This is a genomic window from Staphylococcus sp. HMSC072H03 (genome assembly GCF_001809305.1).
In the GTDB taxonomy this organism is placed as follows: Bacteria; Bacillota; Bacilli; order Staphylococcales; family Staphylococcaceae; genus Staphylococcus; species Staphylococcus hominis.
Genome location: NZ_KV796881.1, coordinates 428778 through 450354, shown reverse-complemented (window position 1 = coordinate 450354; position 21577 = coordinate 428778). Strand labels below are relative to the sequence as shown.

General features: G+C 30.4%; 25 protein-coding genes and 1 riboswitch. Of the genes, 22 read left to right on the top strand and 3 right to left on the bottom strand.

Translation table 11 applies throughout. The annotated features are described in order from the left end of the window. Positions 1 to 6: 6 nt before the first annotated feature. The 7 genes from comGC to gcvPB all read left to right on the top strand — a co-directional run bounded on the left by comGC (position 7) and on the right by gcvPB (position 6225). Positions 7 to 318, top strand: a complete 312-nt coding sequence (gene comGC / locus HMPREF2578_RS05050; protein ID WP_017176238.1) for a competence type IV pilus major pilin ComGC — start codon at positions 7 to 9, stop codon at positions 316 to 318. Beyond that, positions 308 to 742 carry a competence type IV pilus minor pilin ComGD gene (gene comGD / locus HMPREF2578_RS05045; protein WP_017176239.1) on the top strand — a complete coding sequence of 145 codons (435 nt, stop codon included), beginning with the start codon at positions 308 to 310 and terminating at the stop codon, positions 740 to 742. The genes comGC and comGD overlap by 11 nt, the downstream gene beginning before the upstream one ends. Positions 743 to 969: 227 nt before the next feature. Further along, positions 970 to 1431 (top strand): competence type IV pilus minor pilin ComGF, encoded by a 462-nt coding sequence (locus tag HMPREF2578_RS05040; protein WP_232132980.1) that lies wholly within the window; start codon positions 970 to 972, stop codon positions 1429 to 1431. A gap of 164 nt (positions 1432 to 1595) precedes the next feature. After that, on the top strand, positions 1596 to 2105 hold the full coding sequence (locus HMPREF2578_RS05030) for a shikimate kinase (RefSeq protein ID WP_017176242.1): 510 nt from the start codon (positions 1596 to 1598) through the stop codon (positions 2103 to 2105). After that, positions 2102 to 2223: riboswitch (glycine riboswitch) on the top strand. (Overlaps the previous gene by 4 nt.) A 76-nt stretch (positions 2224 to 2299) precedes the next feature. Continuing rightward, complete coding sequence (gene gcvT / locus HMPREF2578_RS05025; RefSeq protein ID WP_017176243.1) at positions 2300 to 3391, top strand: glycine cleavage system aminomethyltransferase GcvT; 1092 nt, start codon at positions 2300 to 2302, stop codon at positions 3389 to 3391. Positions 3392 to 3407: 16 nt separating this feature from the next. Further along, positions 3408 to 4760 carry an aminomethyl-transferring glycine dehydrogenase subunit GcvPA gene (gene gcvPA / locus HMPREF2578_RS05020; RefSeq protein WP_019835697.1) on the top strand — a complete coding sequence of 451 codons (1353 nt, stop codon included), beginning with the start codon at positions 3408 to 3410 and terminating at the stop codon, positions 4758 to 4760. Beyond that, the gene (gcvPB, locus tag HMPREF2578_RS05015) at positions 4747 to 6225 is read left to right on the top strand and encodes an aminomethyl-transferring glycine dehydrogenase subunit GcvPB (RefSeq protein ID WP_061544222.1); all 1479 of its coding nucleotides are present in this window, start codon (positions 4747 to 4749) and stop codon (positions 6223 to 6225) included. The genes gcvPA and gcvPB overlap by 14 nt, the downstream gene beginning before the upstream one ends. Before the next feature lie 84 nt (positions 6226 to 6309). Here gcvPB and HMPREF2578_RS05010 read toward each other — a convergent pair whose 3' ends face one another. Further along, complete coding sequence (locus tag HMPREF2578_RS05010; protein WP_002449897.1) at positions 6310 to 6696, bottom strand: rhodanese-like domain-containing protein; 387 nt, start codon at positions 6694 to 6696, stop codon at positions 6310 to 6312. A 150-nt stretch (positions 6697 to 6846) separates the two neighbouring features. Here HMPREF2578_RS05010 and HMPREF2578_RS05005 point away from each other — a divergent pair, with 150 nt between their 5' ends. Further along, on the top strand, positions 6847 to 7677 hold the full coding sequence (locus tag HMPREF2578_RS05005; protein WP_017176246.1) for a lipoate--protein ligase family protein: 831 nt from the start codon (positions 6847 to 6849) through the stop codon (positions 7675 to 7677). Positions 7678 to 7728: 51 nt separating this feature from the next. Here the strand turns inward: HMPREF2578_RS05005 and HMPREF2578_RS11300 are convergent, their stop codons facing one another. Both HMPREF2578_RS11300 and HMPREF2578_RS04995 read right to left on the bottom strand, forming a co-directional pair. Continuing rightward, positions 7729 to 7944 (bottom strand): SA1362 family protein, encoded by a 216-nt coding sequence (locus HMPREF2578_RS11300; protein ID WP_017176247.1) that lies wholly within the window; start codon positions 7942 to 7944, stop codon positions 7729 to 7731. A gap of 16 nt (positions 7945 to 7960) precedes the next feature. Continuing rightward, positions 7961 to 8542: a putative periplasmic lipoprotein gene (locus HMPREF2578_RS04995; RefSeq protein WP_017176248.1), complete on the bottom strand. Its 582-nt coding sequence runs from the start codon at positions 8540 to 8542 to the stop codon at positions 7961 to 7963. Between the two features lie 100 nt (positions 8543 to 8642). On the opposite strand from HMPREF2578_RS04995, the gene HMPREF2578_RS04990 reads away from it, so the two are divergent. From HMPREF2578_RS04990 to HMPREF2578_RS04925, 14 genes are all read left to right on the top strand, one after another. Beyond that, positions 8643 to 9701: a M24 family metallopeptidase gene (locus HMPREF2578_RS04990; RefSeq protein WP_017176249.1), complete on the top strand. Its 1059-nt coding sequence runs from the start codon at positions 8643 to 8645 to the stop codon at positions 9699 to 9701. Between the two features lie 27 nt (positions 9702 to 9728). Further along, complete coding sequence (efp, locus tag HMPREF2578_RS04985; RefSeq protein WP_002449752.1) at positions 9729 to 10286, top strand: elongation factor P; 558 nt, start codon at positions 9729 to 9731, stop codon at positions 10284 to 10286. Between the two features lie 258 nt (positions 10287 to 10544). Continuing rightward, positions 10545 to 11021 (top strand): acetyl-CoA carboxylase biotin carboxyl carrier protein, encoded by a 477-nt coding sequence (accB, locus tag HMPREF2578_RS04980; protein ID WP_002449862.1) that lies wholly within the window; start codon positions 10545 to 10547, stop codon positions 11019 to 11021. Beyond that, a complete protein-coding gene (gene accC / locus HMPREF2578_RS04975; protein ID WP_017176250.1) occupies positions 11021 to 12376 on the top strand; it encodes an acetyl-CoA carboxylase biotin carboxylase subunit in 1356 nt (451 codons plus the stop codon). Before accB ends, accC begins: the two co-directional genes overlap by 1 nt. Positions 12377 to 12388: 12 nt before the next feature. After that, complete coding sequence (locus HMPREF2578_RS04970) at positions 12389 to 12748, top strand: Asp23/Gls24 family envelope stress response protein (RefSeq protein WP_017176251.1); 360 nt, start codon at positions 12389 to 12391, stop codon at positions 12746 to 12748. Positions 12749 to 12780: 32 nt separating this feature from the next. Continuing rightward, complete coding sequence (gene nusB, locus HMPREF2578_RS04965) at positions 12781 to 13167, top strand: transcription antitermination factor NusB (RefSeq protein ID WP_017176252.1); 387 nt, start codon at positions 12781 to 12783, stop codon at positions 13165 to 13167. 20 nt (positions 13168 to 13187) lie between these two features. Further along, entirely contained in the window at positions 13188 to 14525 is a 1338-nt protein-coding gene (gene xseA / locus HMPREF2578_RS04960; protein ID WP_017176253.1) for an exodeoxyribonuclease VII large subunit, read from the top strand. Beyond that, entirely contained in the window at positions 14518 to 14748 is a 231-nt protein-coding gene (locus HMPREF2578_RS04955; protein ID WP_017176254.1) for an exodeoxyribonuclease VII small subunit, read from the top strand. The genes xseA and HMPREF2578_RS04955 overlap by 8 nt, the downstream gene beginning before the upstream one ends. Continuing rightward, the gene (locus HMPREF2578_RS04950) at positions 14726 to 15607 is read left to right on the top strand and encodes a polyprenyl synthetase family protein (RefSeq protein WP_037541048.1); all 882 of its coding nucleotides are present in this window, start codon (positions 14726 to 14728) and stop codon (positions 15605 to 15607) included. Before HMPREF2578_RS04955 ends, HMPREF2578_RS04950 begins: the two co-directional genes overlap by 23 nt. 261 nt (positions 15608 to 15868) lie before the next feature. After that, positions 15869 to 16321 (top strand): transcriptional regulator AhrC/ArgR, encoded by a 453-nt coding sequence (gene ahrC, locus HMPREF2578_RS04945; RefSeq protein WP_002449839.1) that lies wholly within the window; start codon positions 15869 to 15871, stop codon positions 16319 to 16321. Positions 16322 to 16336: 15 nt separating this feature from the next. After that, a complete protein-coding gene (gene recN / locus HMPREF2578_RS04940) occupies positions 16337 to 18010 on the top strand; it encodes a DNA repair protein RecN (RefSeq protein ID WP_017176256.1) in 1674 nt (557 codons plus the stop codon). 143 nt (positions 18011 to 18153) lie between these two features. Continuing rightward, positions 18154 to 19578, top strand: a complete 1425-nt coding sequence (gene lpdA, locus HMPREF2578_RS04935) for a dihydrolipoyl dehydrogenase (protein WP_017176257.1) — start codon at positions 18154 to 18156, stop codon at positions 19576 to 19578. A gap of 13 nt (positions 19579 to 19591) precedes the next feature. Then, positions 19592 to 20593, top strand: a complete 1002-nt coding sequence (locus tag HMPREF2578_RS04930; RefSeq protein WP_017176258.1) for a thiamine pyrophosphate-dependent dehydrogenase E1 component subunit alpha — start codon at positions 19592 to 19594, stop codon at positions 20591 to 20593. Next, positions 20586 to 21569: an alpha-ketoacid dehydrogenase subunit beta gene (locus HMPREF2578_RS04925; protein ID WP_002449713.1), complete on the top strand. Its 984-nt coding sequence runs from the start codon at positions 20586 to 20588 to the stop codon at positions 21567 to 21569. Before HMPREF2578_RS04930 ends, HMPREF2578_RS04925 begins: the two co-directional genes overlap by 8 nt. The last annotated feature ends 8 nt before the right edge of the window (positions 21570 to 21577 follow it).

Genomic DNA, 21577 nt, shown 5'->3' with positions numbered 1-21577 from the left:
TTTTTTATGAAAAAATTCAAAAATAAATTAAAAGCTTTTACTTTAATTGAGATGTTACTTGTACTATTAATAATTAGTGTTTTACTCATTCTTATTATTCCGAATATAGCTAAACAAATGTCACATATTCAATCAACAGGATGTGAAGCACAAGTGAAAATGGTCAATAGTCAAATTGAAGCTTATACTTTAAAACATAATAGAGTTCCTAATTCTATTGAGGACTTAGTAACTGAAGGGTTTATAAAACAAGGGCAATCATCTTGTAAGTCTGGAGAAACTATCAGTATTAAAAATGGAGAAGCAGTTGCAGAGTAAGAATATTAAAGCATTCACTTTTATAGAGAGCTTGTTAATCATTTTGATTTTAACAATCTTACTTAATGCAACTTTAAGGGTAAATGTATTTAACAATATTTCTTTGTCAGACGATTTAAAAGCAACACAATTTGTTAATCAATTAGAATATTTTAAATCTAAAGCGATGCATGATCATCAATCTATTACATTGTTAATTTCAAAACATTCCTCAATTATAAAAGTAATAGAAGCACATGGTGGGCGGTACAACTACAATATTGAAGATGGAAAAATAGTTGAAGTTAGAAATTTAGAGAAAATTACTTTTAATAAAGAAGGAAGAATAAATCAGTTTGGCTCTTTAATATTGAAAATCAATCAACATCAATATAAGTTGATTATTAATATTGAAAAAGGAAGAATTAGATATTTTAAAATTTAAAGCAGTGTTACTCATCGATAGTTTATTTAGCTTGTATATATTCACTACTATAGTTTTTACTTTAATTCCACTACTAATCAGTTTAAATCATACATTAAAAAGAGAATACCAAATTATTGAAATCAAGCAAACTATAATGAGTAGTATCAACCATTATGATAAAAAAACCCTTTCAAAAGGTATAAATTTAGGTGATTATCATATTAAACTTTATTCCAACAAAATATGTGGACTTCACAAAGAAACTGAAATCGAATCATGCGTTAAATATTAAATTAAAATCATTCACTTTAATAGAAATGTTAGTTTCATTATTTTTAACAACAATGATGTTAACATTTTTTCCTCAATTAATTAAATTGACTCATTCCTATTTATACGAGTCATATAATAGTTATCAAACAGAATATGCTTTTTTTCAGACAAATATAACTCAAATTATTTCGAAAAAGCATCATGCCCTTATAATTAAGGATAAACATACAATTATCATTGATAATGAATCGTCTAAAGATTATATAGAATTTAAAAACAACAAACTATTTTACAAAATTAATGGGAATGGCAATATCGTTTTACTAAATAACGTCATCAATGCAGAATTTCAAATTTTACCTTCTAACATCATAAAATTAAAACTAAAAATAGGTGATAAAAACGATTACTATGAAAAAAACTTATTTTTATAAAATGAAAGGATATATAAGTAGCTATACATTATTTATTCTTAGTATATATTTGATAATTATATCTACTTATTCTGCTCAATATAGTATAAAATTAAAAACAATACATAATATTCAAATATATTATGATAGTATAATAAGTGATAAACTTAAGAGAGGTGATTAGGATGACTCATTCTTATTTACCACTTATATTAACAGGCTTTATGGGTACTGGTAAAAGTACTATTGGCAAATATTTGGCTTCAAAATTACACTATTCATATATTGATTTAGATACATATATAGAAATGAAAGAATTTAAAACAATACCAGATATTTTTAATGAAATTGGTGAAAAAGGATTTCGTAAGTTAGAGTATAAATATTTAAATGATTGTATTGGTAAATATGATATTATATCAACCGGGGGAGGAATTATAGAAAACGATAATTCTATCTCACTTTTAAAAAATAAAACAGTTATTTGGTTAGATTGTGATATAGATATTATCTATAATAGAATTGCTAATGATCCACATAGACCAAATGCGAAAAACAAAAGTGAAAAACAATTAAAAGACTTGTATTTATCGAGAGTTTCAAGATATAATGAAATCGCATCCAAAAAAGTAGATAGTAGTAAAACAATTGAATGTGTATATAAAACAATTTTAAATCATATACCATGCGAATGATCAGTATTAGAGAGAATAACTTGAACTGATTCTATAGTTGTTTTGAAATTATGTCATGTTATCGCCGAAGGTGCAAGTAAACTACGAAACTCTCAGGCAAAAGGATAATACTGTTACGCAGTCCTGGATTTGTTATTTAGACAGGGTAGCTTCTGCTACTCTGCTTTTTTTATAAAAAAATAGGGGGTTTTTAAATGACAAACGAATTAAAAAAGACACCATTATATGAAACTTATGTAAATAGTGGTGCTAAAATAGTTGAATTCGGTGGGTGGGCTATGCCTGTTCAATTTACTAGTATTAAAGAAGAACATAACGCAGTTAGATACAAAGTAGGTATGTTCGATGTAAGTCATATGGGAGAAATTTTAATAGAAGGTGAAAATGCTAGTAAATTTGTTCAATATTTACTTTCGAATGATACTACTAATTTATCTGAAACTAAAGCTCAATATACAGCTTTATGTAATGATGAGGGTGGTATTATTGATGATTTAGTAACATATAAAATTGCTGATAACAAATACTTATTAATTGTTAATGCAGCCAATACTGATAAGGATTTCGAATGGATTCAAAAACATCAATCTAAATTTAATGCTACTGTAACAAATGTGTCTGAACAGTATGGTCAATTAGCGGTTCAAGGCCCTCAAGCAAGAACTTTAGTAAGTGAACTTGTTGATATTGATGTAAGTGAAATGAAGCCTTTTGAATTCAAACAAAATGTAACTATTTTTGGAAAAAATGTTATCTTATCTCAATCTGGATATACAGGTGAAGATGGTTTTGAAATTTATTGTAATTCAAATGATACAGTTGACATTTGGAATGGTTTTATTGATAAAGGCGTTGTACCTTGTGGTTTAGGTGCAAGAGATACACTTAGATTAGAAGCTGGTTTACCTCTTCATGGTCAAGATCTCACTGAATCAATTACGCCTTATGAAGGTGGAATTGCTTTTGCTGCTAAACCTTTAATTGAAGATGAATTTATTGGTAAATCTGTTTTAAAAGATCAAAAAGAGAATGGGTCAAAACGACGTACTGTAGGTTTAGAACTTATAGATAAAGGCATTGCAAGAACGGGTTATACAGTAATGAATCTTGACGGAAAAGAAATAGGTGAAATTACTTCAGGAACTCAATCACCTTCTTCAGGAAAATCAATTGCTATGGCTATCATTGATCGTGATGAATTTGAGTTAGGTAAAGAATTACTAGTTCAAGTTCGTAAAAGACAATTAAAAGCTAAAATTGTTAAGAAAAATCAAATCGAAAAATAACTAAGGGGTGTGCAATGTGAGTCATCGTTATATACCATTAACTGATAAAGATAAAAAAGAAATGTTAGAAACAATTGGAGCAAATTCAATTACCGAGCTCTTTGGAGATATTCCAAAAGATATTTTACTTAATAGAGATTTGAATATAGATAGTGCAGAAGCTGAAACTTCACTTTTAAGAAGATTGAATACTATTGCAAATAAAAATATTACTAAAGAAACACATGTGAGTTTTTTAGGTGCAGGAGTATATGATCATTACACACCTGCAGTAGTAGACGCTATGATTTCTCGTTCTGAATTTTATACTGCTTATACACCTTATCAACCTGAAATTTCTCAAGGTGAACTACAAGCAATTTTTGAATTCCAAACATTAATTTGTGAACTTACTCAAATGGATGTCGCAAATTCGTCTATGTATGATGGCATAACTAGCTTTGCCGAAGCTTGTATATTAGCTTTTAATCATACTAAAAAGAACAAAATTGTAGTATCTAAAGGTCTCCATTATCAGGCTCTACAAGTATTAAAAACGTATATTAAAGTAAGAAAAGAATTTGAAATTGTTGAAGTTGATTTAAATGGAACGATTACTGACCTAGAAAAATTAGAACAAGCAATTGATGATGATACTGCAGCAGTTGCTGTACAATATCCTAACTTCTATGGATCAATTGAAGATTTAGAAAAAATTCATTCTTATATTGAAAATAAAAAAGCGTTATTCATTGTTTATTCTAACCCATTAGCATTAGGCGTTTTAACACCTCCAGGCCAATTTGGAGCAGATATTGTTGTTGGTGATACACAACCATTTGGTATTCCTACTCAATTTGGCGGTCCTCATTGTGGTTACTTTGCTACTACTAAAAAGTTAATGCGTAAAGTTCCTGGCAGATTAGTAGGACAAACGCAAGATGATGAAGGTAATAGAGGTTTTGTTCTTACTTTACAAGCTCGTGAACAACATATTCGTCGTGATAAAGCCACATCAAATATTTGTTCAAATCAAGCATTGAATGCTTTAGCATCCTCAATTGCTATGTCAGCTCTTGGTAAACAAGGTATTTATGATATTGCGGTTCAAAACTTAGAACATGCTAATTATGCTAAAAATCAATTTAAAAACAACGGTTTTGAAGTCCTAGATGGTACATCTTTTAATGAATTTGTTGTTAAGTTTAATCAACCTATCAAAGATGTAAATAAAAAATTAGCAGAACATGGTTTCATCGGAGGCTTTGACTTAGGTGAAGCTTCATCAGACTTTGACAATCATATGTTAATTGCTGTTACTGAATTAAGAACGAAAGAAGAGATTGATACATTTGTTGAGAAAGCAGGTGAGCTAAATGGTAGTAAGTAAATCTAGTCCATTAATTTTTGAAAGATCTAGAGAAGGTAGATATGCATATTCTTTACCACAAAGTGATATTAAAACAGACTCTGTTGAGAGTATTTTAGATAATAAATTTATTCGTAAAAATAAAGCAGAGTTTCCTGAGGTGGCAGAATTAGATTTAGTACGTCATTACACGGAACTTTCGAATAAAAACTTTGGGGTAGATTCTGGATTTTATCCCTTAGGTTCTTGTACTATGAAATATAATCCAAAAATCAACGAAAAAGTTGCTCGTATTTCTGGATTTGCAGAATCTCATCCACTACAAGAGGAAGAACAAATTCAAGGTTCATTAGAAATTATTTATAGTTTACAAGAAGAACTAAAAGAAATTACAGGTATGGATGAAGTAACTCTACAACCAGCAGCAGGTGCTCATGGTGAGTGGACAGCTTTAATGATTTTTAAAGCATATCATATAAAAAATGGTGAGGGCCATCGTAATGAAGTTATTGTTCCAGACTCTGCACATGGTACAAACCCTGCATCAGCTTCATTTGCCGGATTTAAATCAGTAACTGTTAAATCTAATGAACGCGGTGAAGTTGATATCGAAGACTTAAAGCGTGTCGTTAATGAAAATACCGCTGCTATTATGTTAACTAACCCAAATACTTTAGGTATCTTTGAGAAAAATATTATGGACATTCGTGAAATTGTTCATGAAGCAGGCGGGTTACTCTATTACGATGGAGCAAACTTAAATGCTATTATGGATAAAGTTCGTCCTGGAGATATGGGATTTGATGCTGTGCACCTAAACTTGCATAAAACATTCACAGGTCCTCATGGCGGTGGTGGCCCTGGTTCAGGTCCAGTCGGCGTAAAAAAAGAATTAGCAAGTTATTTACCAAAACCAATGGTGATTAAAGACGGTGATACATTTAAATATGATAATGATATTGAAAATTCAATCGGTCGAGTAAAACCATTTTATGGTAACTTTGGTATTTATTTAAGAGCTTATACGTATATTAGAACGATGGGTGCACAAGGATTAAAAGAAGTGTCTGAAGCAGCTGTCTTAAATGCGAACTACATTAAAGCTCGATTAAAAGATCGTTATGAAATCCCTTATGAACAATATTGTAAACATGAATTTGTCTTAAGTGGATCTAAACAAAAAGAATATGGTGTCCGTACTCTAGATATGGCAAAACGTTTACTAGACTTTGGCGTACATCCACCAACAATTTACTTCCCGCTAAATGTGGAAGAAGGTATGATGATTGAACCAACCGAAACTGAATCTAAAGAAACTTTAGACTACTTCATTGATGCAATGCTTCAAATTGCAGATGAAGTTGAAAGTGATCCTGATAAAGTATTAGAAGCACCTCATACAACTATCATTGATAGATTGGATGAAACAACTGCAGCTCGTAAACCAATTCTTAAATTTGAAGATTTACATCAAGAAAAACTTTAATATTGTAAATAATTTAATGAATGATTTAATTATCAGAAATAATAAAACTCTCAAGAAATTTCTTGAGAGTTTTATTTCTGATAATTATTTTTTAGTTTTAATTTTACCAGTCCATTTTTTATAGCCGCCTTTAAGCATGTATAAATCTTTATATCCATTTTTTTTCAAAATGCGAGCAGCACGATAACTGGCAATACCATTTGCATCACAAAGATATACAGGTTGATCTTTACGTAAACCTTGAAATCTTTGTCTAAACATAGATATTGGAATATTGCGAGCACCATTAATATGACCATAATCATAATCAACTTTTTCACGTACATCAATGACTTGAGCTTTTCTTAAACCTTTATGAAATTCGTTTTGATCTAGTTCAGTTACAGCTCGTCGATTAAGAAAGAAATTTCCAACCATGTAAAGGATTATTAAAACTATAATTATTAATGCTATAATCAAAGATACATTCATATTGCATCCTCCCTAATTAACCGTTATTATTAATTATAAAGGTGTTAGCTCAATTTATCAAAAATTTTTTATTGTTTCATATTTCTAATACATTCTAAAGTAACATTAACGTTGAATTTATATAAATTAAGTTGTGATTGGAGTTTTTATATGACTGAAACATGGAATTTTATCAATACTGGGAGCCATGATCCTTATTATAATATGGCAATGGATGAAGCCTTATTAAATTTTGTTTCAAGAGGGGAAATTGATCCTGTAGTTAGATTTTATACTTGGAATCCTGCTACCTTATCTGTAGGTTATTTTCAAAGATTAAAAAAAGAAATTGATATCGATAAAGTGAAAGAAAAAGGATTTGGTTTAGTTCGCCGTCAAACTGGTGGTAGAGGCGTTCTACATGACAAAGAATTAACATATAGTGTTATCGTACCTGAATCTCATCCAAATATGCCTTCTACAATTACTGAAGCCTACCGTGTCATTTCAGAAGGACTTTTAGAAGGCTTTAAATTATTAGGATTTGATGCTTATTTTGCTATTCCACGTTCTAAAGAAGAGAGAGAAAAATTAAAACAACCAAGAAGTGCCGTTTGCTTTGATGCCCCAAGTTGGTATGAATTGGTCGTTGAAGGACGTAAAATTGCAGGTAGTGCACAAACACGTCAAAAGGGTGTTATTCTTCAACATGGGTCACTACTTCAAGATGTAGATGTAGACGAATTATTTGATATGTTTATTTTTAAGAATGATCGCTTGAAAGAAAAAATGAAAAAAGCTTTTGTAGATAAAGCTGTAGCAATAAATGATATATCAGATAGACACATCTCTATTGAAGAAATGGAAAAAGCATTTGAAGAAGGATTTAAAAAAGGTTTAAATATCGAATTTAAACCACTATCTCTAACTGAAAATCAATTAGCCGAAGTAAAAGTTCTTGAAGAAAAATATCGTTCAGAAGAGTGGTTATATAAAAAATAGATATAAAACAAGGAGGCTTAAGAGTACTAATACTCTTGAACCTCCTTGTTTTTATTTTCTTTGTCTTTTTTTATATTTTCGGACTGCTCTTCGATATTTTCTCTGATCTTCTGTAAGGAAGAAGAAATAATAGATAAAGTAAATAATAAGAGCAATCATTATAAGTGTGAAAATTGTTTTCATGAACGACATTACAAAAATATTTAGATTTAGCAGTAAACCTATAGCTGCTATAATTAAAACGAAATAAAATATAATATTTTTCAACTAAAAAACTCCTATTTTATGAACTACTAGAAACATTAATTTGTGATAACTTCATCTTACCTTGATTTATTTTCTTTTTATTGTTAGATTCATAGCCATTTTTAATATCTTTAAAAGCAGATTGAAGATTTTTGTTTATTTGTTTAATAGTTTTATCTTCGTTAGTATTATCATTTGATATATTACTTTTATCTGTATCACTTTTATATTTGCTGTAGGCATCATCTATATCATTTGATAATGAATTTAGCTTTTCAAGATTTTGATTTTTATCATCTTTTTTAGTTTTATTTAAATCAAGTTGATTAAATTTATCGATAATCTTAGCAATATCTTGATAATAATTTGAAGAAGCTTGTAAAAAATTAGCTTCATTATTATTATCAACAGTTTTAGATACATTCTTTTTATCTTTATTTAATGCTTCTAACTGAGATTTTTGATTATTTATATCTTGATTTAGTTGTTGAATTTTTAATTTTAAATTATGATTCTCATCTCTTAAATTGGTTGTTTTATCTTCTAAAGGTCCTAAATTTTGAGAGCCACAGCCAACCAAAAACAAAGAAGCTCCTAAAATCGTTAATAATCTTTTCATGTAAATCTCCCTAAATCAAAATATCTTTAATATTTTAAGTATGTTATTATTTTAATGTATATAATAAAAATGTACAAACGTTATACAAGGAGTGGGTTAAATGGATAAATTAGCTAAAGTTCGTCATATATTAAAAAGTGAAAATCTTGATGCTCTTGTTATATTATCTGACTATAATAGACGTTATATTTCTGATTTCACTGGAACAAGTGGCGCTTTAATCATTTCTAATAATGAAAATAAGTTGATTACAGATTTCCGTTATATTGAACAAGCCACAAATCAAGCCACTCACTTTGAAATTGTAAATCGACGTAGTGGGATTATTGATGAGATAAAAGAAATTATAAAAAACAAGCAGTATAAAACAGTAGGTTTTGAAGGTCATTTAGTTAGCTATGATACGTTTCAAGAATTAAGCCAAATTGATACGAAGTACGTAAGTATAGGCAATGCCATTGAAAAAATTAGAGAAATTAAATCACCTGAAGAAATCGCTAAAATAAAATATGCGGCTAAGATCGTGGATGATACTTATAACTACATTTTAAATATTGCAAAAGTTGGAATGACTGAAAGAGAGTTAAAAGTATTGCTTGAAAGTAAAATGTTAGAACTAGGCGCTGATGGTCCATCATTTGATACAATCGTTGCTTCTGGTTATAGAGGGGCTTTGCCTCATGGAGTTGCTAGTGATAAAGTAATCGAAAAAGGTGACATGATTACTCTTGACTTTGGTGCATATTATAGAGGATACTGTTCAGATATTACTAGAACATTTGCGATTGGTGAACCTGATAAAAAATTGAAAGAAATCTATAATATCGTGCTTCAATCTCAAATAAAGGCAATTGAAGAAATCAAGCCAGGTATGACAACTAAGGAAGTTGATGCATTATCTAGAGATTATATTAAAGCACATGGTTATGGTAATGAATTTGGTCATTCTTTAGGTCATGGTATTGGTTTGGATATTCATGAAGGTCCAGTATTATCTAAAAATACTAATGATACAGTTCAAGTTAATAATTGTGTTACTATTGAACCAGGTATTTATGTAGATGGTCTTGGTGGAGTGCGTATAGAAGATGACATTTTAATTACTGAAAATGGGTGTGAAGTCTTTACTAAATGCACAAAAGACCTTATTATTTTATAGTAAGCGTATAATTGAGGAGGAAACTGAATGATTTCGGTTAATGATTTTAAAACAGGTTTAACTATTTCAGTAGATAATGGAATTTGGAAAGTAATTGATTTCCAACACGTAAAACCAGGTAAAGGTTCTGCTTTTGTTCGTTCTAAATTACGTAATTTAAGAACAGGCGCTATTCAAGAAAAAACTTTCCGAGCTGGTGAAAAAGTAGAACAAGCGATGATTGAAAATCGTCGTATGCAATATTTATATGCTGATGGAGATACTCATGTCTTCATGGATAATGAAACATTTGATCAAACAGAATTATCTGGCGATTACTTAAAAGATGAATTAAAATATTTAAAAGCGAATATGGAAGTTCAAATTCAGTCATATGAAGGTGAAACGATTGGTATTGAATTACCAAAAACTGTTGAACTTGAAGTTACTGAAACAGAGCCGGGTATTAAAGGTGATACTGCAACTGGTGCTACAAAATCTGCTACAGTTGAAACCGGTTATACTTTAAATGTACCATTATTCGTTAATGAAGGCGATGTGTTAGTTATTAATACAAGCGATGGTAGTTACATTTCAAGAGCATAATTAATAATTTTAAAAATTTAAATTAAAACAGGTTAATGCATATTTAATTATGGATTAACCTGTTTTTATATAAATAATGAAAAAGAATAATCAATATTTTAGTATCTAAGTTTTAATATAAATTTACTATATTATAATTACTTATATACTTTTTTAATCATAAGTTAGATCTCAGTTAAATGAACACGCTTGAATTGATTTTCACACTCAAGTAAAATAGATGGGTAGATGAAAACTAAGTCGAGGAGTCATTAAATTATGAACTTTAAAGAAATTAAAGAATTAATTCAAATTCTTGATGAATCAAGTTTAACTGAAATTAATATAGAAGATAATAAAGGTAGCGTAGTTAATTTAAAAAAACAAAAAGAAACTGAAATTATTACGCCTCAATATTCACAACAACCAACAGTGATGGCATCTCAACCATCTGTACAAACACCAATGGCAAATGAAATGTCTCAAACTAGTGAAGTAAACCAAGAAAATGAAACGTCAAACTACGAAACAATTAATGCCCCGATGGTAGGGACTTTTTATAAATCTCCATCACCTGAAGAGGAAGCTTATGTACAAGTTGGGGATAAAGTCACTAATGATTCAACTGTATGTATCTTAGAAGCCATGAAATTATTTAATGAAATTCAAGCAGAAGTCACAGGAGAAATCGTTGAAATTTTAGTGGAAGACGGACAAATGGTAGAGTATGGCCAGCCGTTATTTAAGGTGAAATAATGAAAAAAGTATTAATCGCAAATCGTGGTGAGATTGCAGTTAGAATTATTAGAGCTTGTCATGATTTAGGTATTCAAACTGTTGCTATATATTCTGAGGGAGATAAAGATGCATTACATACTCAAATCGCTGATGAAGCATATTGTGTCGGTCCAACTCAGTCTAAAGATTCATATTTAAATATTCCAAACATCCTATCTATAGCGACTTCAACAGGATGTGATGCAATTCATCCAGGTTATGGCTTTTTAGCCGAAAATGGTGATTTCGCTGAACTTTGTGAAGCTTGCCAATTAAAATTTATTGGACCAAGTTATCAATCCATTCAAAAAATGGGTATTAAAGATGTAGCTAAAGCTGAAATGATAGCAGCTAACGTGCCTGTAGTACCAGGAAGTGATGGATTAATTGATTCGATTGAAGATGCTAAAAAAGTGGCTAAACAGATAGGATATCCAGTTATTATTAAAGCTACTGCTGGTGGCGGAGGTAAAGGAATTCGCGTTGCACGAAATGAGAACGATTTAGAAAATGGTTACCGTATGACACAACAAGAAGCGCAAACAGCTTTCGGTAATGGTGGATTATACTTAGAAAAATTCATTGAAAATTTCCGTCATATTGAAATTCAAGTGATTGGTGATCAATTCGGTAATGTAATTCATTTAGGCGAACGTGACTGCACAATTCAAAGACGTATGCAAAAATTAGTAGAAGAGTCACCTTCGCCAATACTTACAGATGAAAAACGTAAAGAGATGGGTAAAGCCGCTATTCGCGCAGCTAAAGCAGTGAATTATGAAAATGCTGGTACTATAGAATTCATATATGATTTAAATGAAAATAAATTCTATTTTATGGAAATGAATACACGAATTCAAGTAGAACATCCAGTTACTGAAATGGTAACCGGTGTAGACTTAGTGAAATTGCAATTAAAAGTTGCTATGGGAGAACCGCTACCTTATAAGCAAGATGATATTACAATAAATGGCCATGCCATTGAATATAGAATTAATGCTGAAAATCCTTATAAAAATTTTATGCCTTCACCAGGTAAAATCACACAATACCTTGCGCCAGGAGGATACGGAGTAAGAATCGAATCAGCATGTTATACAAACTATACGATTCCACCTTATTATGACTCAATGGTAGCAAAATTGATTGTGCATGAACCTACCAGAGATGAAGCAATAATGACTGGGATTCGAGCACTAAGTGAATATTTAATTCTAGGAATAGATACAACAATTCCATTCCATCTTAAATTAATGAATAATGATATTTTTAAATCTGGAGATTATAATACAAACTTTTTAGAAAAGTATAATATTATGGCTGAGAGTGAATAGGAGGATAAAATAATGGTAAATGTAGCAGATTATTCACATGCTAATTTAGGTAAAGTAGAAATTGTACCAGAAGTTATTTCAGTAATAGCAAGTATTGCTGTTTCTGAAGTTGAAGGAGTGACTGGACATTTTTATGAACTAAGAAAGAGTAATATTGAAAAAATAAGTCGTAAAAATTTAAATAAAAATTTAAAAGTTAATACTAAAGATGATGGTATTCATATTGATGTTTATTGCTCTATTAAACATGGAATAAAAATAGCTAAAGTTGCAAGTAAAATTCAGACTTCTATTTTTAATTCCATTAAAACAATGACTGCTATCGAACCCAAAGAAATTAACATTCATATCATGCACATTACAGCTGAATAAATCAAAGTTACCATAATACAAAGGAGTTTCTTATGAGTCGTAAAGAATCAAGAAAACAAGCATTTCAGACATTGTTTCAACTAGAAATGAAAAATACAGATTTAACAATCAATGAAGCTATAAATTTTATAAAAGACGATTATCCAGACTTAGATTTTGAGTTCATTCATTGGCTTGTTACAGGAGTGAAAGATCATGAACAAGTTTTAGATCAAACAATTGAACCAAAATTAAAAGACTGGTCTATACAACGATTATTAAAAACGGATCGTATTATTTTAAGAATGGCTACCTTTGAATTGCTTCATAGTGATACGCCTCCTAAAGTCATCATTAATGAAGCAGTAGAGCTAACAAAACAATTTAGTGATGAAGGTCATTATAAATTTATAAACGGTGTCTTAAGTAATATAAAATAAACATATTTGAGTGATGAATCATGTCAGAATATTTAAGTATCTCTACTTTAACTAAATATATTAAATATAAATTTGATCAAGATCCACACTTACAATCTATCCTCTTAAAAGGTGAACTCTCAAACTTTAAAAAACATTCTAGTGGTCATCTTTATTTTAATGTGAAAGATAAAAATAGTGTGATAAGTGCTATGATGTTTAAGGGAAATGCTTCTAAACTAACATTTGGTCCTAAAGAAGGAGACGAAGTTTTATTAGAAGCTCGAGTTTCAGTTTATGAACGTAGAGGAAATTATCAAATTTATGTTAATAAAATGGAAATTGATGGTATAGGAAATTTATACCAAAAGCTAGAGCAATTAAAAGAAAAACTAAATAAGCAGGGAATTTTTAATCAAAATCATAAAAAAGCAATCCCTAGATTTCCTAAAAAAATTGCTATTCTTACAGCTGATACTGGAGCAGCAATCAGAGATATTCACACTACCATAGATAGTAGATACCCTCTAGTAGAAAAAATATCAATTAGTACATTAGTGCAAGGTATTAATGCTAAAAATGACATTATTGAAAAAATTAAGTATGCAGATACTTTAGGAGTAGATACCATCATTTTAGGCCGTGGAGGCGGCTCTATTGAAGATTTATGGAATTTCAATGAAGAAGAAGTTGTTCGAGCTATATATGAGTGTCATACACCAATTATCTCAGCTGTAGGACATGAAACTGATTTTACTCTTAGTGATTTTGTAGCAGATATGAGAGCAGCAACACCTACTCAAGCTGCTGTTATCGCTACACCAGATCAGTACGAACTCATTCAACAAATACATCAGTATCGATTTTCTCTTACTAAAAGTATTAAACAACTAGTAGAAAAACAACATAAACAATTAGATTATTTGTCATCATATTATAAATTTAAGCAACCTACATTATTATATGATCAACAGATTCAACGAAGAGACGATTTAGAGAAAAAACTAACACAACGTTTAACGTTAAATATTGAAAAAAATAGAAACAATATCACTGTATTGCGTCAACATTTTAATATAAGAAGATTAAATGATTTAATTGTACAATATCAAAAAATGAGCCGTAATAATGAAAATAGATTAATAAATTTAACATATAACTTAATTAATCATAATAAAGCTAATTTAAAAAATAAAATTGAGCAATTAAATCAACTTAGTCCAACTAATACAATGTTAAGAGGATATTCAATTGTTAATAAGGATAATAAAGTCATTACAAGCACACACGATTTAAATGAACAAGATGAAATCACATTATCAATGAAAGACGGTAATATAGATGCTATAGTTAAGAAAGTAAGGTGTGAAGATGAGTAAAGAACAACAAAGTTTTGAAGAAATGATGAAAGAATTAGAAAGTATAGTTCAAAAGTTAGATAATGAAACTGTTTCATTAGAAGAATCTCTTGATTTATATCAACGTGGTATGAAATTATCATCTGCTTGTGACAAAACTTTGAAAGATGCTGAAAATAAAGTAAATCAATTAATCAAAGAAGAAACAAAGGATGAAGATGATGTTGAAGAAATCAATGAATGAATTGATTGAAATTATAAATAATAATCTTGACGGTATTATAAAATCGTCTCCATTAAATACTAAACTAGAGGAAAGTATGCAATATTCACTTGATGCTGGTGGTAAAAGAATTCGTCCAGTGCTTGTATTACTCACTTTAGAAGTGTTAAATGAAAATTATAAAAAAGGGTTACAAACCGCACTGGCATTAGAAATGATTCATACTTATTCACTTATACATGATGATTTGCCTGCAATGGACAATGATGATTTTAGAAGAGGAAAATTAACAAATCATAAAGTGTACGGAGAATGGAAAGCGATTTTAGCGGGAGATGCCTTACTAACAAAAGCATTTGAACTAATTGCAAATGATAAAAACTTAGAAGCTGAAACAAAAGTAAAAGTTATTTCAAGACTAGCACATGATAGTGGCAATCTCGGCATGGTCGGTGGCCAAACCTTAGATATGGATAGTGAGAATACTCCAATAGAATTACATACTCTAGAGCAAATTCATAAGGCAAAAACTGGAGCTCTTTTAAAATTTTCTATTTTAAGTGCTGCGGATATTGCCAATGTAAATGATGAAACTTTAAATACATTAGATTGTTTCAGTGAACACTTAGGCCTAATGTTTCAAATAAAAGATGATTTATTAGATGTTTATGGTGACGAGAAAAAATTGGGTAAAAAAGTGGGAAGCGATGTAGAAAACCATAAAAGTACTTATGTTTCTTTACTTGGTAAATCAGGCGCTGAAGAAAAACTAAAATATCATAAAGATGCTGCAATAGATGCAGTTAATCAATTGAAATCACAATATGATGTTGAACCGCTTCTAGAAATTGTAGATTTATTTTATTCACGTGACCATTAATAGTTAGAGTTTTTCTCTTTAAAGATTACTAAAACAATAATCTTTAAAGAGTTTTTTGTTTTAGTAATCTACTTTCAATGATTTATAATGCATAAATGTATATAAATTTAAATTTAATTTAAATAGAAAATATGATAATACGTATCATAAATAATAATATCTTTCTTCAAATCAACCTTTCTAAAGGATAACTTTAGTAGTAGTTAAAATAACGTTGTGTTAAAATCATTGTATAAATATTCGAAACTAGGAGTGTTCATAATGGCAAAAAAATCTGTAAGACATATAAAAATAAGAGAGATTATTTCAAGTGAACAAATTGAAACACAAGATGAACTTGTAAAACGTCTAAATGAATACGACCTAAATGTTACTCAAGCGACTGTCTCTCGTGACATTAAAGAATTGCAATTAATTAAAGTACCTGCTTCATCAGGACAATATGTATACAGCCTCCCCAACGATAGAAAGTACCATCCTTTAGAAAAATTAGGTAGATACTTAATGGATTCATTTGTAAATATTGAAGGAACAGGAAACCTACTCGTACTAAAAACGCTTCCTGGTAATGCTCAATCTATCGGAGCAATCTTAGATCAAATTGATTGGGATGAAGTATTAGGAACTATTTGTGGTGATGATACCTGTCTATTAATATGCAGAGATGAAGAAGCAAGTCATACAATTAAAACAAGAATTTTCAATTTATTATAAGGATGCGATTAATCTATGTTACAAACCTTATCAATAAAGCAATTTGCAATTATAGATGAACTCGAAATTCATTTTTCTGATGGTTTAACTGTGCTTAGTGGTGAAACTGGATCTGGTAAATCAATTATTATAGATGCAATAGGCCAACTTATTGGTATGCGTGCCTCTTCTGATTTTGTAAGACATGGAGAGAAAAAAGCAATTATCGAAGGGATTTTTGATATTGATAATAGTAAAGAGGCCATTTCAGTTTTAAATGAGTTAGATATTGATATTGATGAAGACTTTCTATTAGTAAAAAGAGAGATTTTTAGTTCTGGAAAAAGTATTTGTCGTATTAATAATCAAATTGTTACACTTCAAGATCTAAGAAAAGTGATGCAAGAACTTTTAGACATACATGGCCAACATGAAACGCAAACGTTATTAAAACAAAAATATCATTTAAAATTATTAGATGATTATGCTGAAAATCAATATAGCCGTGTTAAAGAACAATATGAAACTACATTTAATGAATATAAAGAAAAGAAAAAAGAACTTGAAGAGTTACAGTCTGCTGATCAAGCATTATTGCAACGTCTTGATTTAATGAAGTTTCAATTTGAGGAATTGCAAGAAGCTTCTCTAAAAGAAGGTGAAATTACTCAATTAGAATCTGATATAAAACGAATCCAAAATTCTGAAAAATTAAGTTTAGCATTAAACAATGCGCATGTCACACTTACAGATGAACATGCTATCACCGACCGTTTATATGAATTAAGTAATCATTTACAAACTATTGATGACATTATTCCAGGTAGATTTAAAAAACTTAAAGAAGATATTGATCAGTTCTACTATACCTTAGAGGATGCTAAACATGAACTGTACGATGAAATGTCAAATACTGAATTCGATGAACAATTACTTAATGAATTAGAATCTAGAATGAACTTACTGAATAATCTTAAACGTAAGTACGGTAAAACTATTGATGAACTTATTACTTATCAATCGAAATTAGAAAGTGAAATTGCTAAGATTGAAAATTATGAAGAAAGTACTTCTCAATTAAAAGAAGAAATTGACCTGCTTTATGAAAAAGTAATAAAATATGGACAGTCATTATCAAAGGAAAGACGAATTGTAGCTCGAACGTTACGGGATCATATCGTGGCTGAAATTCAAAATTTACAAATGAAAGATGCTAACCTCGAAATTTCATTTCAGCCCTTAGAAACTCCTACAATAGAAGGAATTGAGTTTGTAGAGTTTCTAATTAGTCCTAATAAGGGAGAACCACTTAAAAGTTTAAATAAAATAGCTTCTGGCGGAGAGCTTTCTCGTATTATGCTAGCGTTAAAAAGTATATTCGTTGAATCAAGAGGTCAAACCGCTATTTTGTTTGATGAAGTTGATTCGGGGGTTTCTGGTCAAGCAGCTCAAAAAATGGCTGAAAAAATGAGAGATATTGCAAAATATATTCAAGTTATCTGTATATCTCACTTACCGCAAGTAGCTTCTATGAGTGATCATCACTTATTAATTAGTAAAATGTCTAAGAATGATCGTACAACAACTCAAGTGAAAGAGTTAAAAAAAGAAGATAAAATTGACGAAATTGCTCGTATGATTTCCGGAGCAAGTGTAACTGAATTAACAAGAGAAAATGCTAGAGAAATGATTGCTCAAAATCATAAATAGTTTATAATTGAATAATTTAAATTAAGGTTGGATGTCGAAAAGAAATAGAACATACTGAGTATAATGTTATTTTTTTATATTCAAATTGTTGATTCACACTTTTCAATTCTAACCTTTAAATCTGATTAATAAGGAGTATCAAAATGTCTGAAAAACAATATGACTTAGTTGTTTTAGGTGGTGGGACAGCAGGATACGTAGCAGCGATTCGTGCTTCTCAATTAGAAAAAAAGGTAGCAATTGTAGAGAAATCATTATTAGGTGGCACATGTTTACATAAAGGGTGTATTCCTACTAAAGCGCTACTTAAATCTGCTGAAGTGACTCGTACTGTTAGACAATCTTCAGAATTTGGTATAGACACAAACGATTTACATATTAATTTTGAAAAAATGATGAATCGAAAAACGGATATTGTTAATCAAATGCATAATGGCGTTCAAAGTTTAATGCAAAAAAATCATATTGATATTTATAATGGTATAGGACGTATTATGGGAACTTCTATATTTTCTCCACAAAGCGGAACAATTTCTGTTGAATACGAAGATGGCAGCTCAGAGTTACTTCCAAATCAATTTGTACTTATCGCTACAGGGTCACGTCCTCAAACATTACCATTTTTAGAAATTAATCATCAGAATATTTTATCGAGCGATGATATATTACAAATTGATACACTTCCAGACAGTATTGCTATTGTCGGGGGCGGTGTGATTGGCCTTGAATTTGCTTCCTTACTAACTGATTTAAATGTAAATGTTAAAGTGATTGAAGCAGGTAAACGTATATTACCTTCTGACAGTAAATCCATTTCTACATTTTTAAGAGATAGTTTAATTGAACGAGGTGTAGAATTTTTTGAGGATTGCCAACTAAGTGAAGAGAATATCATACATAAAAATGATGTCATTCAAATAAATATAAATGAAAAAACTACTATTACAGTTGATAAAATATTAGTTGCAGTAGGTCGTGTACCTAATACAAGTGATATTGGTATTCAGAATACTAAAATTCAATTAGATACTCATGGGTATATCAAAGTAAATGAATTTCAACAAACGAGTGATAAGCATCTTTATGCGGCAGGTGATTGTATCGGAACATTACAATTAGCTCACGTAGCTTCTAAAGAAGGAATCACTGCAGTTGAACATATGTTTAATGATCATCCGCTTCCAGTGAATTATCATTTAATGCCCAAATGTGTTTATACTTATCCAGAAGTCGCATCTATCGGTTTAAATATAGAAACTGCTAAATCTCAAAATATTAAGGCAACAAGTTATAAAGTTCCTTTTAATGCTATTGGAAAAGCAGTTATTGAAGAAACTAAAAATAAACGTGGTTTTTGTGAAATTATATTAAATAAAGATAATGGAGATATTATTGGAATAAGTATGGTAGGCCCACATGTCACAGAGTTAATAAATGAAGTTGCTTTATTACAATTTATGAATGGATCAACATTAGAATTAGGATTAACGACTCATGCACATCCGTCATTGTCTGAAATATTGATGGAACTTGGGCTAAAGGCTGAAAACAGAGCGATCCACGTTTAAAGGAGGAAGTAAAATGATTGACTACAAATCTGTGGGACTTACAGATGAAGATTTGAGAGAAATATATAAATGGATGGACCTAGGACGAAAACTAGATGAACGCCTATGGTTACTTAACCGTGCTGGAAAAATACCCTTTGTAGTAAGTGGTCAAGGACAAGAAGCCACTCAAATTGGTATGGCGTATGCAATGAAAGAAGGAGATATTTCATCTCCGTATTATAGAGATTTAGCTTTCGTTACATATATGGGGATTTCACCTTATGATACAATGTTAGCTTCTTTCGGTAAAAAGGATGACATTAATTCTGGAGGAAAACAAATGCCTTCTCATTTTAGTCATAGAGAAAAAGGTATTTTATCTCAAAGTTCTCCGGTAGCAACACAAATCCCTCACTCAGTAGGCGCAGCATTAGCATTAAAAATGAATCAACAATCTAATATAGCAACTGCTACTGTAGGAGAAGGTAGTTCTAATCAAGGAGATTTTCATGAAGGATTGAATTTTGCTGGAGTCCATAAATTACCGTTTGTATGTGTAATTATTAATAATAAATACGCAATTTCAGTCCCTGATTCATTACAATATGCAGCAACGCATCTATCTGATAGAGCAATAGGTTATGGTATTCATGGAGAAACTGTAGATGGAAATGATCCAATTGCGATGTACAAAGCAATGAAAGAAGCAAGAGAAAGGGCACTTAATGGCGAAGGAGCAACGTTGATTGAAGCTATTACTACTCGAATGACTCCTCATTCTTCTGATGATGATGATACATATCGTTCTAAAGAAGAAAGAGATGCTTTCAAGACATCTGACTGTAATCTTAAATTCAAAAATGAATTACTCGATTTAGGCATTATTGATGAAGATTGGTTAAACGAATTAGATAATGCACATAAATCTATTATAGATAAAGCTACAAAAGATGCTGAAAATGCTCAATATCCAGATGTAGAAGAAACATATCAATATGTGTATGATCCGGAAGGAGATATTTTCAATGACTAAAATGAGTTATATAGAAGCCATTCAAAATGCACAAGACTTGGCTATGGAAAAAGATAATAATATTTTTATATTAGGAGAAGATGTAGGACGAAAAGGTGGTGTATTCGGTGCTACACGTGGTTTGCAAGAAAAATATGGAGAACTGCGTGTAATTGATACGCCTTTAGCAGAATCAAATATTATCGGTACTGCAATTGGTGCAGCAATGCTTGGCAAACGCCCTATAGCTGAAATTCAATTCGCAGATTTTATTTTACCAGCAGTTAATCAAATTATTAGTGAAGCTGCTAAAATGCGATATCGTTCTAATAACGATTGGCAATGTCCTTTAACTGTTCGTGCACCATTTGGTGGTGGCGTACATGGTGGTTTATATCATTCTCAAAGTATTGAGAGTATCTTTGCGTCTACACCTGGATTAACAATTGTAATTCCTTCAACTCCATATGATGCGAAAGGTTTATTATTATCTTCAATTGAATCAAATGATCCAGTATTATTTTTTGAACATAAAAAAGCATACCGATTTTTAAAAGAAGAAGTACCCGATTCTTACTATACTATCCCTTTGGGTAAAGCTGATGTTAAACGTGAAGGTGATGATATTACAGTTTTCACTTATGGTTTATGTGTTAACTATTGTATTCAAGCAGCCGATATTTTAGAGGCAGATGGCATTAATGTTGAAGTAGTTGACTTAAGAACAGTTTATCCATTAGATAAAACAACGATTATTGAACGCGCTAAACGAAATGGTAAGATTTTGCTTGTAACTGAAGACAACCTTGAAGGTAGTGTTATGTCTGAAGTTTCAGCAATCATAGCCGAACATTGTTTATTTGAATTAGATGCACCAATTATGCGGTTAGCTGGTCCTGATGTTCCATCAATGCCATTTTCTCCTAACTTAGAAAATGAAGTAATGATGAATCCTGATAAGATATTAAAAAAAATGCGTGAGTTAGCACAATTTTAGGGAGGTAA

Bases quoted from the DNA above. Each gene is read 5' to 3' on its own strand.
- comGC (WP_017176238.1), top strand. From the start codon at position 7: ATGAAAAAATTCAAAAATAAATTAAAAGCTTTTACTTTAATTGAGATG.
- HMPREF2578_RS05030 (WP_017176242.1), top strand. From the start codon at position 1,596: ATGACTCATTCTTATTTACCACTTATATTAACAGGCTTTATGGGTACT.
- gcvT (WP_017176243.1), top strand. From the start codon at position 2,300: ATGACAAACGAATTAAAAAAGACACCATTATATGAAACTTATGTAAAT.
- gcvPB (WP_061544222.1), top strand. From the start codon at position 4,747: ATGGTAGTAAGTAAATCTAGTCCATTAATTTTTGAAAGATCTAGAGAA.
- HMPREF2578_RS05010 (WP_002449897.1), bottom strand. From the start codon at position 6,696: ATGAATGTATCTTTGATTATAGCATTAATAATTATAGTTTTAATAATC.
- HMPREF2578_RS05005 (WP_017176246.1), top strand. From the start codon at position 6,847: ATGACTGAAACATGGAATTTTATCAATACTGGGAGCCATGATCCTTAT.
- HMPREF2578_RS04995 (WP_017176248.1), bottom strand. From the start codon at position 8,542: ATGAAAAGATTATTAACGATTTTAGGAGCTTCTTTGTTTTTGGTTGGC.
- HMPREF2578_RS04990 (WP_017176249.1), top strand. From the start codon at position 8,643: ATGGATAAATTAGCTAAAGTTCGTCATATATTAAAAAGTGAAAATCTT.
- efp (WP_002449752.1), top strand. From the start codon at position 9,729: ATGATTTCGGTTAATGATTTTAAAACAGGTTTAACTATTTCAGTAGAT.
- accB (WP_002449862.1), top strand. From the start codon at position 10,545: ATGAACTTTAAAGAAATTAAAGAATTAATTCAAATTCTTGATGAATCA.
- accC (WP_017176250.1), top strand. From the start codon at position 11,021: ATGAAAAAAGTATTAATCGCAAATCGTGGTGAGATTGCAGTTAGAATT.
- HMPREF2578_RS04970 (WP_017176251.1), top strand. From the start codon at position 12,389: ATGGTAAATGTAGCAGATTATTCACATGCTAATTTAGGTAAAGTAGAA.
- nusB (WP_017176252.1), top strand. From the start codon at position 12,781: ATGAGTCGTAAAGAATCAAGAAAACAAGCATTTCAGACATTGTTTCAA.
- xseA (WP_017176253.1), top strand. From the start codon at position 13,188: ATGTCAGAATATTTAAGTATCTCTACTTTAACTAAATATATTAAATAT.
- HMPREF2578_RS04955 (WP_017176254.1), top strand. From the start codon at position 14,518: ATGAGTAAAGAACAACAAAGTTTTGAAGAAATGATGAAAGAATTAGAA.
- HMPREF2578_RS04950 (WP_037541048.1), top strand. From the start codon at position 14,726: ATGTTGAAGAAATCAATGAATGAATTGATTGAAATTATAAATAATAAT.
- ahrC (WP_002449839.1), top strand. From the start codon at position 15,869: ATGGCAAAAAAATCTGTAAGACATATAAAAATAAGAGAGATTATTTCA.
- recN (WP_017176256.1), top strand. From the start codon at position 16,337: ATGTTACAAACCTTATCAATAAAGCAATTTGCAATTATAGATGAACTC.
- lpdA (WP_017176257.1), top strand. From the start codon at position 18,154: ATGTCTGAAAAACAATATGACTTAGTTGTTTTAGGTGGTGGGACAGCA.
- HMPREF2578_RS04930 (WP_017176258.1), top strand. From the start codon at position 19,592: ATGATTGACTACAAATCTGTGGGACTTACAGATGAAGATTTGAGAGAA.
- HMPREF2578_RS04925 (WP_002449713.1), top strand. From the start codon at position 20,586: ATGACTAAAATGAGTTATATAGAAGCCATTCAAAATGCACAAGACTTG.